Consider the following 13,453-nt stretch of genomic DNA (forward strand, 5'->3'; position numbering starts at 1 on the left):
ATTTATGATTAAAGCAGGCGGGTGGTCCGTATTTACCCGACGCACAAGTTTCTTTTAAGGAGTTTTATATGACAATTAAAGTAGGTATTAATGGGTTTGGTCGTATCGGGCGCATGGTTTTTCGCTCTGCAATACAGAATTTTCCGGATATCGAGATCGTTGCGATCAACGATTTGCTGGAACCTGACTATCTGGCGTATATGTTGAAGCACGATTCAGTGCATGGACGTTTCCAGGGCGATATTGCGATTGATGGCAATACCTTGGTGGTCAATGGCAAGAGAATTCGATTGACAGCGGTTAAAGATCCGGCTGAACTCAAGTGGAACGAAGTCGGTGCAACGGTTGTGGTTGAATCGACCGGCCTGTTCTTGACCAAGGAAACCTGTGAAAAGCATCTGGCAGCGGGCGCCAAGAAAGTGATTATGTCGGCGCCTTCCAAAGATGATACGCCGATGTTTGTGTATGGCGTGAATGACAAGTCTTACAAAGGCGAGAGCATTATTTCCAATGCTTCTTGTACCACGAATTGCTTGGCACCGATTGCCAAAGTATTGAATGACAAATGGGGCATCAAGCGTGGACTGATGACAACGGTGCATGCGGCAACTGCGACACAAAAAACTGTTGATGGTCCATCTAACAAAGATTGGCGTGGTGGTCGCGGTATTCTGGAAAATATCATTCCATCTTCAACCGGTGCTGCCAAAGCAGTGGGTGTTGTTATACCTGAGTTGAACAAAAAGCTTACCGGTATGGCTTTCCGCGTTCCAACATCGGATGTGTCTGTTGTGGATCTGACCGTTGAGTTGGAAAAAGATGCCTCTTATGATGATATTTGCAAAGCGATGAGGGATGCTTCTGAAGGTTCCATGAAAGGTGTGCTGGGCTATACTGATCAGAAAGTGGTATCCACCGATTTTCGGGGCGAAAGCTGTACTTCCATTTTTGACGCTGAAGCAGGTATGGCTTTAGATAAAAGCTTTGTTAAAGTAGTTGCATGGTACGACAATGAATGGGGTTATTCCACCAAAGTGCTGGAGATGGTTCGTACCGTTGCCAAGTAGTTTTGCATTTGAAAGTATGCAATTGAGCGTGAATCAATATCAGTAAGTCTTGATTGCTATTTTAACATTAATATTCAATTGGATGAGACATAAAGGGTAGCGTTTGCTATCCTTTTATTTTCTTAAAGACAATTCTGGAGTTTGCCGTGTCTGTTATTAAACTTGTTGACCTTGATCTCAAGGGTAAGCGTGTATTTATTCGCGCTGATCTGAATGTACCTGTGAAAGATGGTAAGGTGACATCGGATGCACGTATTACCGCCTCAATGGCGACGATTAATCATTGCCTTAAACAGGGCGCAAAAGTGATGGTTACTTCTCATTTGGGTCGTCCTGAAGAAGGTCAATGGACCGAGGAAAATTCACTGAAACCGGTGGCGGATAATATTGCGGGCCGTTTGAATAAGCCGGTGCGCTTGATCCGTGATTGGGTCGATGGTGGTTTTGAGGTGGCTGACGGAGAATTGGTTGTGCTCGAGAATTGCCGCATCAATAAGGGCGAAAAGAAAAATTCAGAAGAAACCGCACAGAAGTATGCAAAATTGTGCGATGTTTTTGTAATGGATGCATTTGGTACTGCGCATCGCGCTGAAGCCTCGACCCATGGCATTGCCAAGTATGCACCCGTGGCTTGCGCGGGAATTCTGCTCACCGAAGAACTGGATGCGCTGACCAAAGCGTTGCTGAGTCCGGCACGTCCGATGGTGGCTATTGTGGGCGGCTCGAAAGTTTCAACCAAGTTGACAGTGCTCGAATCGTTATCCGAGAAAGTTGATCAATTGGTCGTGGGCGGCGGCATTGCCAATACATTCTTGAAAGCGACCGGTAAGAATGTCGGTAAATCATTGTGCGAGGATGATCTGGTGCCAACGGCTAAAATGCTGATGGATAAAATGTCTAAACGCAATGCATCGATCCCAATCGCAGTCGATGTCGTGGTCGGTAAAAAGTTTGATGCCAACGAGCCGGCGGTATTGAAAGACGCGGGCGATGTTGCTGATGATGACATGATTTTTGATATCGGACCCAAAAGTGCGCAGGAATTGGTGGATATCATCATGCGTGCAGGAACTGTGGTGTGGAATGGTCCGGTGGGTGTGTTTGAGTTTGATCAGTTTGGCGCCGGTACTGAGAAAATTGCCAGAGCCATTGCAGAGACAAGCGCTTTTACGTTGGCGGGTGGCGGTGATACCATTGCGGCTATTCAGAAATACGATATCTATGACAAAGTATCGTATATATCAACTGCTGGCGGTGCATTCCTTGAGTTTTTGGAAGGTAAAAAATTGCCTGCAGTAGAAATATTGGAATTACGTGCTAATTAATCGTCAAGAAAAATAATGATTCGAAGAACAAAAATTGTAGCAACACTGGGTCCTGCTTGTAATAACCCGAAAATATTGGAACGTATGATCAGGGGCGGTGTAGATGTTGTTCGAGTCAATTTTTCGCACGGTACGCGCGAGCAGCATATTGAATTTGTGGAATTGACACGCTCACTGGCACGAGCTGCAGGCTGCACGGTCGGCGTTCTGGCTGACCTGCAAGGTCCGAAAATACGTATCGGCAGATTTGAGAATGGTAAGATCAGACTTGAAGTAGGCGACCAGTTTATTCTCGACGCATACTGCGAGTTAGGCAACCAGGAAAAGGTCGGGTTAGACTATAAAGAGTTGCCGAATGATCTGGAAGCAGGTGCTACGCTGATGCTGGATGACGGCCGCATTGTATTGAGTGTATCCGCAGTTCGGGAACACCAGGTATTTTGTGTGGTTGAACAGGGCGGCGTGCTGTCGAACAACAAAGGGATTAATCGCAAAGGCGGTGGATTAGGGGCGCCCGCACTCACCAGTAAAGATCTGGAAGATATCAAAACGGCCGCAGAGTTTGGCGCGGATTATTTGGCGGTATCGTTTGTGCGCTCAGGCGATGACATCCGGCAAGCGCGTGCGCTGATGCAAGATGCGGGTGGGAAAAGCATGATCATGGCAAAGATTGAACGCTCCGAAGCCATACTTGCGCTGGATGATATTCTGGAAGCATCGGATGCCATTATGGTAGCACGCGGTGATCTGGCTGTCGAAGTCGGTGATGCAGCGGTTCCAGCTTTGCAGAAAAGAATGATTCGCTCGGCAAGAACGAATAATAAACTGGTGGTAACAGCTACGCAGATGATGGAATCGATGATTACTAATCCGATTCCAACGCGTGCTGAAGTGTCGGATGTGGCTAATGCCGTACTCGATGGCACGGATGCCGTGATGCTGTCGGCAGAATCCGCTGCCGGTGAATATCCGGTTGAGGCGGTTGAGGCGATGGCAAGGGTCTGTCTGGAAGCTGAAAAGGAATATTTGGTCAGTCATGACCGACGTGTCACAACGATCAGCCAGGCTACCATCGAAGAAGCCATTGCGCGTGCAACCATGTTTACCGCCAGCGGATTGCAGATTCGTGCGATCGCCGCGTTAACGCAAAGTGGCGTTACTGCGTTACTGATGTCACGAAGAAGCTCGAAAGTGCCTATTTTTGCGTTAAGCCCCAATGAAGAAACACGTAGAAGGGTGACGTTGTTCAGAGGTGTTTATCCGGTGGAATTTGGTGAGGGGCTTAGTGATCCGGAAGAAATCTTGAATCTTGCTGAAGAGGAATTACTTAAGCGCGGCGTCGTACGCAATGGTGATATCATGGTAATGACGATCGGCGAGCCAGTGGGTAAGTCGGGTGGTACCAATACCATGAAAATTATCAAGGTCGGCGAATGGAAATCGCGGCATGGGATTGACGCACCATAAACTGTCTGCCGAAATGCCGTTCGAGCATTAGCGCATTGGCAGCGGTGAGAAACCAAAAGATATTTATTAAGATGAATACTTATACTAAGACACGATTTTATTAAGATAATTTTTTAAGGAGACTTAAATGGCACTCGTATCACTAAGACAACTACTTGATCATGCAGCAGAAAACGGTTATGGTTTGCCTGCTTTTAATGTGAATAACCTGGAACAGATCCAAGCCATCATGCAAGCGGCTGATGAATGCAACAGCCCGGTCATTATGCAGGGTTCCGCTGGTGCGAGAAAATATGCGGGTGAAGCATTTTTGCGTCATTTAATTGAGGCAGCCGTAGAATCCTATCCGCATATACCGATTGTGATGCATCAAGACCATGGCGCTTCTCCATCAGTTTGTGTTAATGCAATCCGCAGCGGCTTTTCCAGCGTCATGATGGATGGCTCATTGCAAGCAGACGCCAAAACACCTTCCACCTACGAATACAATGTCAAGGTCACGGCAGATGTCGTCAATACCGCGCATTCCGTTGGTGTTTCAGTGGAAGGCGAACTGGGTTGCCTGGGTTCGTTGGAATCCGGCATGGGAGAAGCAGAAGATGGACATGGCGCAGAAGGTGTGTTGTCGCATGATCAATTGCTGACCGACCCGGAAGAAGCTGCCGATTTTGTGCGAAAAACCGGCGTGGATGCCTTGGCGATTGCCATTGGAACCTCGCACGGCGCTTACAAATTTACCCGCAAACCCACGGGCGATATCCTGGCCATTCAACGCATCAAAGAAATTCATCAACGTATTCCAAACACTCATCTGGTGATGCACGGCTCCAGCTCAGTGCCACAAGAATGGTTGGAAATTATTCGTCAATACGGCGGTGATATCAAAGAAACCTATGGTGTCCCTGTTGAAGAAATCCAACAAGGGATCAAATATGGCGTGCGCAAAGTTAATATCGACACCGACATCCGCTTGGCAATGACCGGCGCGATTCGTCGTAGCTTAGAAAAAGACAAAAGCAATTTTGACCCACGCAAATTCCTGAAAGAAGCCACTGCCGCAGCTAAAGACATTTGTAAAGCGCGCTTTGAAGCCTTCGGTTGTGCCGGACAGGCAGGGAAGATCAAACCAATTTCTCTGGAAAGCATGGCAAATCGTTATGCTAAGGGCGAACTAAACGCGATTATTAAGTAAGTAAAACTGGCAATATTCAATAAGCCTATGATTGATTGTGCAGCCCTGCATTATCAATCATAGGACTGCGATCGGAAAGTTTTAGGTAATAAGTCTTTCTTCTTGTTAGCTATCACGTCCTCAGAGCTCAATTCAAAATGAACTTTAAGTCTTTTATGTTGATTCTTCATTCTATTTTTAGATCTCAATAAGATAGAGGTGAATATCCGATGGTGTTAACGCAGACGAGAATTTGAAATGAATAGTATCGAAGTTCTTTTCAATGGTATTTCGCAAACGCTGCTGAAGCTCGATCAATGGCTCGATCCGCTGGTCTCACTTTCGGCTGATTCATGAGTCAACTTGATTGCTATGTTTATCAGGGACTGATTAAGTGAACTCGTTTGCCGAAAAAAAAGAAATACCGACTACCGATGAATATTTGAAAGTCAGTTTGAATGAGGTTTTGGATAGATTAAATAAAAATCCAAGTGGTGTGCAAAGCGAGGAAGCTTTTGTCCACGCAGTAATTACAGTGCGTAATGCAATGATTACCGAGAAACTGACCAAGTGGCTTATTGGCTTAACTGCGGTAGTCGCAATAGCTACTGCATTGTTAGTCGTTGTTCCGTTTATTGCGTCATCGCTTGAAGACGAGAAAATGGAATCAAAGATTGCCGAAACTCAAGCAGTTCATGAGAGTATGCAGCTCGAAGTAGTAGCATTAAAAAGTGAAGTGCTAGAATTAAAACAAGCTCTGTCAGTATTGAATAATCAAATGCAGAAACATAGCGATCAACTCAACAAAGACACTATGCGCTGACCTACTCACACTGGCGACTGGAAATTATGATTGGTTTTCCGGAGGAACATACCCCGCCGCCTGTTCAGCACCTTCCCCAAAAAAGTGCGCTTCCAGTTGTTCTGCCAAGTATTTGCGCGCTTTGATATCCGAAAGATTCAAGCGATTCTCGTTGACCAGCATGGTTTGGTGCTTGATCCATTGTCCCCAGGCTTCTTTGGAGACATTGTCAAAAATGCGTTTGCCCAATTCGCCGGGGTAGGTTTGAAAATCCAAGCCTTCGGCTTCGCGGCCCAGTTTGATGCATTTAACCATTCTTGCCATTTGATTTACTACTCCAAATCAGTCAAAAGGATGTTCGGAAAGAAAAAGCCGCCATTATGAAACGTTCGCTTCAATCAGTAAACTACCGGTGTAAATTAAAGTGGCTTTAGTAAAATTACAGATGTTTGATCAGCACTTTTGAGCGGCGTTGATAATTGTATAAATTCTGTTTAACTTTCGGTAATTCAGCAGGTGTGGCTACGGTAAAGCCGTGCTCAATAAACCAATGCGTGGCGTGCGTGGTGAGGACAAATAGGACATGGATGCCCTGGGAGATGGTTTGGTTTTCGATATGTTTGAGTAAGCGGTTGCCATGACCAAAGTCGCGATAATCCGGATGGATCGCCAGACAGGCGAGCTCGCAGGCATGTTCTTCCGGGAAAGGATACAGTGCGGCGCAGCCTAGAATGATGCCGTCGTGCTCGAGCACCGTAAACCGATCGATTTCAATTTCCAGTAATTCGCGGCCACGTCTGACCAAAATGCCTTCGGCTTCCAGCGGTTCGATCAATTGCAGGATGCCGCCGACGTCTTCGATTCTGGCTTTTCTGAGCGCCTGCAAAGTCTCCCGCGAGATCATCGTGCCGATGCCATGGTGCGTAAAAAGCTCTTGCAGAATGGCGCCATCGTTATGGCGGCTGATCAGGTGGGTGCGTGCCACGCCCATTTCACAGGCTTTGGTTGCATATTGCAGTGATGGTCGAATAGCGTCCGGGACTAAAGGCTTCGTTGCGGGTGTCTTGTTTTCCAGTAGCAATTTACTTTCGGCAACAGTGAGTTCGCGCGGTAGCGCTGTCGATTTGTCAACCTCGGATGCTGCGGCGGTATCATCCAGCATATCCAGCAGAAAAATCAGTTTCTCGGCGTTGAGTGCAATAGCGACCTCGGTAGCCACATTTTCCATGGTCAGATTAAAAATTTCTCCAGTTGGCGAGTAGCCCAGCGGTGAAATTAGCACTACGTCGCCTTGCTCCAAGCGCGAATGAATCGCCTGTGCGTTGATTTTGCGTACTTTTCCGGTATGCATCAGGTCAACACCTTGGATGACGCCTTGTGGACACGCGGTGACAAAGTTTCCGCTGGTGACACGAATGGACGCATTGGCCATCGGCGAATTGGGCAGACCCATCGATAGCAAAGCGGCAATTTCGTGATGAACACGCCCTACCGATTCTTTGACGCATTGCAGCGCGGCGGGATCGGTCACGCGCATGCCCATAACTGTTTGCGTTTCCAATTGCGATTCATCCAGACGCAGTTGAATTTGTGGACGTGCGCCATGTACCAGTACCAGTCGCACGCCGAGACTGGCAAGAAGATTGATGTCGTGAATGAAGTTGACAAATTTTGCATCGGTGATCATCTCGCCACTAAAGCCAATGACGAAAACTTTTCCTCTGAATGCATGGATATAAGGCGCGACCGAGCGGAACCAGGAAACAAAATCAGTGGTGGGGCTCATTTGAATATCGGCAGTCATCGTCAATAATCTCCCCACAGCGCTTGTATTGCCGCAATAGCGGCTAAAGCGGCGCTTTCTGTGCGCAGTATGCGTTTTCCCAGGCGTAGCGGAATGAAACCGGTGCCGGTGTGTAAAATAGTTGCTTCCTCTTCCTGCGTAAAACCGCCTTCGGGTCCAATAACAAGTGCTAAGTTGGCATCAGTTGGTGGTTTGGGGATCTCTCTCAAACCTTTTGTGGCGGTTGTGGATAACATCAAATGTACATCATGCGCTGATCGAGTGGTTTTCTTTTGACTCAGCCATTGCGGCAGTGAAATTAACGGCAGCACATGTGGTATAAGATTCCTGCCGCATTGCTCACAAGCTGAGATGACGATTTTCTGCCAGTGTTGCAGGCGCTTGGAAGAACGTTCATCAGACAAATGCACGATGCTGCGGTCGGTGGTAATCGGCTGAACACAGGTTACACCCAGCTCTACTGCTTTTTGTATAATCCAATCCATTTTTTCATTGACGCATATCGCCTGGGCAAGTTCGATATGTAGCGATGATTCGCAGTCAATGTCGTGATAAGCATCAATCAAAACAGCGGTGCTGGATTTGCTGATTGTTTGGATATGTGCGGAAAACTCCCCGCCGTCTCCGCTAAATAACGTAATCGAGTCACCTGCCTTCAGCCGCAGTACCCGCGCGGCATGATGCTTGTTCTCAGCAGATAATTCGACGATTTGTCCGATCGTGATTTTCGATGGATGATAGAAGCGTGCGTGCATGTTGAAGTATATGGCCCAGGTAAGTGGCAATTTCGATAAATGGACTCGTGATAATATAGCACGATATGTATACAGCATCGTCTGGCCGCTACTTTGATTTTGAAAGACGGCGAACGGGAAAAGAGACTTTTCAAGATATTATTTATTGGTAGGAGAAAGCATATGGCAAGCTTAGAAACACCGGTGTGTGATTTTGGTTGGAAGGCGATTGATTTTGATTTGCTGGGTGTTGATGGCACGCGTTATAACCTGGCTGCCGCAAAAGGGGAAAACGGACTACTGGTGATGTTCATCTGTAATCATTGCCCATACGTGAAAGCAGTGCAGGATCGCATCATTCGCGATGTGAGTGAATTGAAATCACATGGGATGAACGCCATCGCGATCATGTCCAATGATCCTGCGGATTATCCGGAAGATTCATTTGAAAATATGGCATTGGTTGCCAAGCAATTAAATTATCCTTTTCCCTATGTGTGGGATGAAACTCAGGAAATCGCCAAACGCTATGGCGCGGTATGCACGCCTGATTTTTTTGGGTTTAATAACAAGTTGGAATTGCAATATCGCGGACGTTTGGATGCGTCGCGAAAAGAGGCTGCGCCCGCTGATGTGCGGCGTGATCTGTTTGAAGCGATGCTGCAAGTTGCTAAAACCGGTCGTGGTCCGAAAGAACAAATTCCCAGTATCGGTTGCTCGATAAAATGGCGTGTGGAGTAAATGTGCTAGAAAAAGTGATCGCGGTTGTTAAAGAGGTAGCGCAGCAAGTTATCATGCCGCGCTACCTACAAGTAGACCGGCAAGTGAAATCGGACGGCAGTTTTTTTACTGAAGCCGATGTTGCGGCACAAAACGCTTTACTTGACGCGCTACAGAAGATTTATCCGGCGGCTGCCATGGGTGAGGAAATGTCAAAGGGAGAGCAGGAAGAACAATGGATTAAGGGTCAGACTGGATTGTGGAGTATCGACCCTATTGACGGTACATCGAATTTTCTTAACGGACTGCCTTACTTTGCAATTTCAGTGGCGCTCATGGAACAAGGGAAAAGTGTTCTGGGGGTGATCTATAATCCAGTGGCTGATGAGATGTTCTATGCGACGAAGGGCGGCGGCGCTTTTTTGAATGGAATCCCATTGCCTATTAAGCGATATGTGCCCACATTGTCGAGTGCGATGGCGAATGTCGATTTGAAGCGACTGGATAGAAAATTTGCGGCAAAAGTTGCTGCCTATCCGCCATTTGCATCGCAACGAAATTATGGCGCTTGTGCACTCGAATGGTGTTATACCGCCGCCGGCTATTTTGATTTGTACCTGCACGGCGGGCAGAAACCATGGGATTATGCGGCTGGCTCGCTTATTCTCGAAGAAGCAGGCGGAAAAATGTGCGGCTTTGATCAGGATGATTATTGGGCGGGCTCACCATGGCAACGATCAGTGATTGCAGCATTAGACCCTGGATTATTTACGCAGTGGCGTGACTGGGTGCGCGAGAATCGCTAGCAGTCTGGCTGCGTTATAGTATATAAAACTTAAAGTAGGACAAGGAATACAATTGAAAATCATCATCCTGGGAGCTGGTCAGGTCGGATCATCCGTGGCAGAGAGCCTGGTAAGCGAGGCCAATGACATTACCATGGTCGACGTTGATTCCAAGCGATTGGCGTTATTGCAGGATCGTTTGGATCTGCGCACAGTTGTCGGCAATGCGTCGCATCCATCGGTGTTAGTGAATGCTGGTGCGCATGATGCGGATATGATTTTAGCGGTAACCGAGCACGATGAGACAAATCTGGTGGCTTGTAAGCTTGCCGCTACCTTATTTAACACGCCCACTAAAATTGCGCGTATTCGTTCCACCGAATATTTGGCGCATCCAGAGATTTTCTCAACCGAGAATTTCTGTGTCGATTTTGCTATTTGTCCGGAACAAATTCTGACTGAATATATTGAGAAATTGATTGAATTCCCCGAGGCTTTGCAGGTGCTTGATTTTGCGGCGGGAAGAGTAAGTTTGGTTGCTGTGCGTGCATTGAAGGGCGGGGCGCTTGTTGGGCAGCAACTGCAAAAATTGCGTAAGCATGTTCCCAATGTGGATACGCGTGTAGCAGCAATTTTTCGCAAAGATCGATCGATTATTCCGGAAGGTGACACGATTATTGAAGCTGAAGATGAAGTATTTTTTATTGCTGCAGCTGAAGATATCCGCACAGTGATGCGAGAACTGCGAAGTATGGATAAGCCGGTTAAACATGTGATGATCGCCGGAGGAGGGAAGATCGGCAAACGCCTCGGTGAAGCATTGGAAAAGGATTACCAGGTTAGAGTTATTGAGCATAACTATCAAGCCTGCGAGCGCTTGGCAGAGGAGCTGAATCATGCACTGGTGTTGCACGGTGACGTAACGGACGAAACTCTGCTCGAAAGCGAGAGTATCGCCGAGATGGATATGTTTTGTGCGCTAACGAATGACGAAGAGAACAATATTATGTCAGCGTTGTTGGCGAAGCGCATGGGCGCACATAAAGTTATCGCATTGATCAATCGTCGCGCCTATGTGGATCTGGTGCAAGGTAGCCGAATTGATATCGCTATTTCGCCGGCACAGGTTACGATCGGCTCATTATTGGCTTACGTCCGGCAAGGCGATGTTGTCGCTGTGCACAGCTTGCGACGCGGTGCGGCGGAAGCATTGGAATTGGTGGCGCATGGCGATGCAAGATCGTCTAATGTGGTGGGAAGAAAGATAGAAGACATCAAGTTGCCTAAAGGTGCCACAATTGGCGCTATCGTGAGAGGTTTATCAAAATCGGGAAGTGTGTTTGGCGACAGCCTGATTTCAGAGCAAGAAAAGCGCTCGCAAGAATCGGGCAGCAGCGTAAAGGTTATTATCGCGCACCATAACACGGTTATCGAACAGGAAGATCATGTTATTTTGTTTGTAATTAATAGAAAGATGATTCGCGAAGTGGAAAAATTGTTTCAGGTTAATGTTGGTTTTCTGTAGTTGATAACTGCATGAGTCGACTTTTTGTTGTTGTTAATGTGCTTGGCAAGATGATCCTGATATTCGGATTGACGATGCTGATCCCACTTGGTTTGGCGCTGTGGAATGATGATGGTGCGAGATGGGCGTTTGAAGAATCCATCTTGATTACCATGGGTTGTGGCTTGGTGATGTGGTTGGTGACGCGCCGCTATAAACGTGAATTGCAAACAAGGGATGGTTTCTTGCTGGTAGTGCTGGTTTGGTCGGTGCTGCCGGCTTTTGCGATGTTGCCATTATTATTTTATTTGCCGCAACTTAATCTCAGCATGGCCTATTTTGAGGCGGCTTCAGGATTAACTGCAACGGGTGCTACAGTGCTGTTGGGGTTGGATGCACTACCGCCGTCTATCAATTTATGGCGCGGTGAAATTATATGGTTGGGTGGGATGGGCTTAATTGTTCTGGCGGTAGCGATTTTGCCACTATTGGGCGTGGGGGGGCGACAGCTGCTGAATGCAGAGATACCTGGGCCAATGAAGGAGAACAAGCTTACCCCGCGCATCGCTGAAACCGCAAAAGGACTATGGGCCATTTATGCGAGCCTGACATTAGCTTGTGCTATCGCATATAAATGGGCCGGTATGGATTGGTTTGATGCGGTGATGCACGCATTCACGACTTTGGGGTTGGGAGGGTTTTCGTCGCATGATGCGAGCTATGGTTATTGGGATTCACCGCTTATAGAAGCTGTTGCCATTGTATTCATGCTGATTGCAGGGGTGAATTTTGCAACTCATTTTCTGGCTTGGCGGGGGAAAAGTTTGACTTCCTATCGCTATGATTCTGAAGTTGGTTGGTATATCGTGATTATGTTAATCAGCTGTGTTGGATTAGCGCTGTATTTGTGGTTCGCCGAGGTCTATGCGGAGCCATTGACAGCATTACGCTATGCGGCTTTCAACATTGTTTCTGTCGCAACGACTACCGGATACAGCAATACGGATTACAGCCTGTGGCCTATGTTCGTTCCACTATGGATGCTGTTTTTATCCGGATTTTGCACATCTTCAGGTTCTACTGGCGGCGGTATTAAAATGATCCGTGCACGTATTTTATACCAGCAGGTGTATCGTGAAATGATCATGATCATGCATCCCAATGCGGTCATTCCCGCCAAGCTGGGTAGAAATGTGGTGGCAAGCCGGATCATACAAGCCGTACTGGTATTTTTGTTTGTTTATACCGCAAGCATTGTATCCATGGCGCTTGTCTTGACGTTCAGTGGATTGAATGTCATGACGGCTTTCTCTGCGGCGGTAGCTTGTATCAATAATTTAGGTCCAGGGCTTGGCGATGTCGGGCCAGCGACTACTTATGCATTGTTGACAGATTTTCAGACATGGGTATGCAGTTTTGCAATGCTACTAGGTAGATTGGAGTTTTTTACACTGCTGGTCATATTTACCCCTGCTTTCTGGCGGAAATGATTTTTGTTTTTAATGTCGGCGAACGGTGAGTAGTAATGGATGATGGATTCTTAAAAAGAATGATCAGCAGCCGCATTAAGTTTATATGATTTGTACCAGATAATTGGAGAGTCTTCGTGGATAATGCCGGCATATTGAAAGGTATTAAGGTCATGATTATTGATGACAGCAACACGATTCGGAAAAGTGCAGAAATTTTTTTGAGGCCTTCGGGGTGTGAAGTGCTTCTGGCAGAAGACGGATTCGAAGCGATGTCTAAAATCGTCGATAATCAGCCAGATATCATTTTTATCGATATTGTCATGCCACGTTTGGATGGCTATCAAGCATGTATGCTAATCAAAAAGAATCCGATCTATCAGTCCATTCCAGTGATTATGCTATCAAGCAAAGACGGTTTATTCGATAAGGCTAAGGGCAGAATAGTAGGTTCGGATGATTATCTGACTAAACCATTTACCGCTGAAGGCTTATTGAACATAATACACAAGGCTCTAGACTAGCAGAGTTAATAATATCTGATGATTTGCCATAGTTCATTAGCAAGTTCATCAGGTTGTTTTTTCCAACGCCACTCAGATTCT

At 46.9% G+C, this 13,453-nt stretch carries 13 protein-coding genes and 1 pseudogene; 10 read left to right on the forward strand and 4 right to left on the reverse strand.

All coding sequences use genetic code 11. From position 1 onward, the window contains the following. Positions 1 to 68: 68 nt before the first annotated feature. The 5 genes from gap to C8R34_RS07120 all read left to right on the forward strand — a co-directional run bounded on the left by gap (position 69) and on the right by C8R34_RS07120 (position 5,853). A complete protein-coding gene (gene gap, locus C8R34_RS07100; protein ID WP_110339238.1) occupies positions 69 to 1,067 on the forward strand; it encodes a type I glyceraldehyde-3-phosphate dehydrogenase in 999 nt (332 codons plus the stop codon). 146 nt (positions 1,068 to 1,213) lie between these two features. Continuing rightward, positions 1,214 to 2,392 carry a phosphoglycerate kinase gene (locus C8R34_RS07105; RefSeq protein WP_110339240.1) on the forward strand — a complete coding sequence of 393 codons (1,179 nt, stop codon included), beginning with the start codon at positions 1,214 to 1,216 and terminating at the stop codon, positions 2,390 to 2,392. Positions 2,393 to 2,407: 15 nt separating this feature from the next. Then, entirely contained in the window at positions 2,408 to 3,859 is a 1,452-nt protein-coding gene (gene pyk, locus C8R34_RS07110) for a pyruvate kinase (RefSeq protein WP_110339242.1), read from the forward strand. Positions 3,860 to 3,986: 127 nt separating this feature from the next. Continuing rightward, complete coding sequence (fba, locus tag C8R34_RS07115; protein ID WP_110339244.1) at positions 3,987 to 5,051, forward strand: class II fructose-bisphosphate aldolase; 1,065 nt, start codon at positions 3,987 to 3,989, stop codon at positions 5,049 to 5,051. A 373-nt stretch (positions 5,052 to 5,424) separates the two neighbouring features. Next, positions 5,425 to 5,853 carry a hypothetical protein gene (locus tag C8R34_RS07120; RefSeq protein ID WP_110339246.1) on the forward strand — a complete coding sequence of 143 codons (429 nt, stop codon included), beginning with the start codon at positions 5,425 to 5,427 and terminating at the stop codon, positions 5,851 to 5,853. A 24-nt stretch (positions 5,854 to 5,877) separates the two neighbouring features. On the opposite strand, the gene C8R34_RS07125 is transcribed toward C8R34_RS07120, so the two are convergent. From C8R34_RS07125 to C8R34_RS07135, 3 genes are all read right to left on the reverse strand, one after another. Then, entirely contained in the window at positions 5,878 to 6,156 is a 279-nt protein-coding gene (locus C8R34_RS07125; RefSeq protein ID WP_110339248.1) for an oxidative damage protection protein, read from the reverse strand. Between the two features lie 115 nt (positions 6,157 to 6,271). Beyond that, positions 6,272 to 7,618, reverse strand: a complete 1,347-nt coding sequence (argA, locus tag C8R34_RS07130; protein WP_110339264.1) for an amino-acid N-acetyltransferase — start codon at positions 7,616 to 7,618, stop codon at positions 6,272 to 6,274. A gap of 20 nt (positions 7,619 to 7,638) precedes the next feature. Further along, the gene (locus C8R34_RS07135; protein ID WP_309146178.1) at positions 7,639 to 8,421 is read right to left on the reverse strand and encodes a 16S rRNA (uracil(1498)-N(3))-methyltransferase; all 783 of its coding nucleotides are present in this window, start codon (positions 8,419 to 8,421) and stop codon (positions 7,639 to 7,641) included. A gap of 132 nt (positions 8,422 to 8,553) precedes the next feature. On the opposite strand from C8R34_RS07135, the gene C8R34_RS07140 reads away from it, so the two are divergent. From C8R34_RS07140 to C8R34_RS07160, 5 genes are all read left to right on the forward strand, one after another. Further along, positions 8,554 to 9,111, forward strand: a complete 558-nt coding sequence (locus tag C8R34_RS07140) for a thioredoxin family protein (RefSeq protein ID WP_110339252.1) — start codon at positions 8,554 to 8,556, stop codon at positions 9,109 to 9,111. 2 nt (positions 9,112 to 9,113) lie between these two features. Further along, on the forward strand, positions 9,114 to 9,896 hold the full coding sequence (locus C8R34_RS07145; RefSeq protein ID WP_110339254.1) for an inositol monophosphatase family protein: 783 nt from the start codon (positions 9,114 to 9,116) through the stop codon (positions 9,894 to 9,896). Between the two features lie 52 nt (positions 9,897 to 9,948). Further along, positions 9,949 to 11,400, forward strand: coding sequence for a Trk system potassium transporter TrkA (gene trkA / locus C8R34_RS07150; protein WP_110339256.1), 1,452 nt, complete (start codon positions 9,949 to 9,951; stop codon positions 11,398 to 11,400). Positions 11,401 to 11,411: 11 nt separating this feature from the next. Next, the gene (locus C8R34_RS07155) at positions 11,412 to 12,869 is read left to right on the forward strand and encodes a TrkH family potassium uptake protein (RefSeq protein WP_110339258.1); all 1,458 of its coding nucleotides are present in this window, start codon (positions 11,412 to 11,414) and stop codon (positions 12,867 to 12,869) included. A 152-nt stretch (positions 12,870 to 13,021) separates the two neighbouring features. After that, positions 13,022 to 13,372: a response regulator gene (locus tag C8R34_RS07160; RefSeq protein ID WP_110339266.1), complete on the forward strand. Its 351-nt coding sequence runs from the start codon at positions 13,022 to 13,024 to the stop codon at positions 13,370 to 13,372. Positions 13,373 to 13,377: 5 nt separating this feature from the next. Here the strand turns inward: C8R34_RS07160 and C8R34_RS07165 are convergent. Further along, positions 13,378 to 13,453 (reverse strand): annotated as a pseudogene (locus tag C8R34_RS07165) (IS1595 family transposase); the annotation flags it as partial.

It is taken from the genome of Nitrosomonas sp. Nm84 (genome assembly GCF_003201565.1).
Classification (GTDB): domain Bacteria; phylum Pseudomonadota; class Gammaproteobacteria; order Burkholderiales; family Nitrosomonadaceae; genus Nitrosomonas.

Bases quoted from the DNA above. Each gene is read 5' to 3' on its own strand.
- fba (WP_110339244.1), top strand. From the start codon at position 3,987: ATGGCACTCGTATCACTAAGACAACTACTTGATCATGCAGCAGAAAAC.
- argA (WP_110339264.1), bottom strand. From the start codon at position 7,618: ATGAGCCCCACCACTGATTTTGTTTCCTGGTTCCGCTCGGTCGCGCCT.
- C8R34_RS07140 (WP_110339252.1), top strand. From the start codon at position 8,554: ATGGCAAGCTTAGAAACACCGGTGTGTGATTTTGGTTGGAAGGCGATT.
- C8R34_RS07160 (WP_110339266.1), top strand. From the start codon at position 13,022: ATGATTATTGATGACAGCAACACGATTCGGAAAAGTGCAGAAATTTTT.
- C8R34_RS07155 (WP_110339258.1), top strand. From the start codon at position 11,412: ATGAGTCGACTTTTTGTTGTTGTTAATGTGCTTGGCAAGATGATCCTG.
- C8R34_RS07125 (WP_110339248.1), bottom strand. From the start codon at position 6,156: ATGGCAAGAATGGTTAAATGCATCAAACTGGGCCGCGAAGCCGAAGGC.
- pyk (WP_110339242.1), top strand. From the start codon at position 2,408: ATGATTCGAAGAACAAAAATTGTAGCAACACTGGGTCCTGCTTGTAAT.
- gap (WP_110339238.1), top strand. From the start codon at position 69: ATGACAATTAAAGTAGGTATTAATGGGTTTGGTCGTATCGGGCGCATG.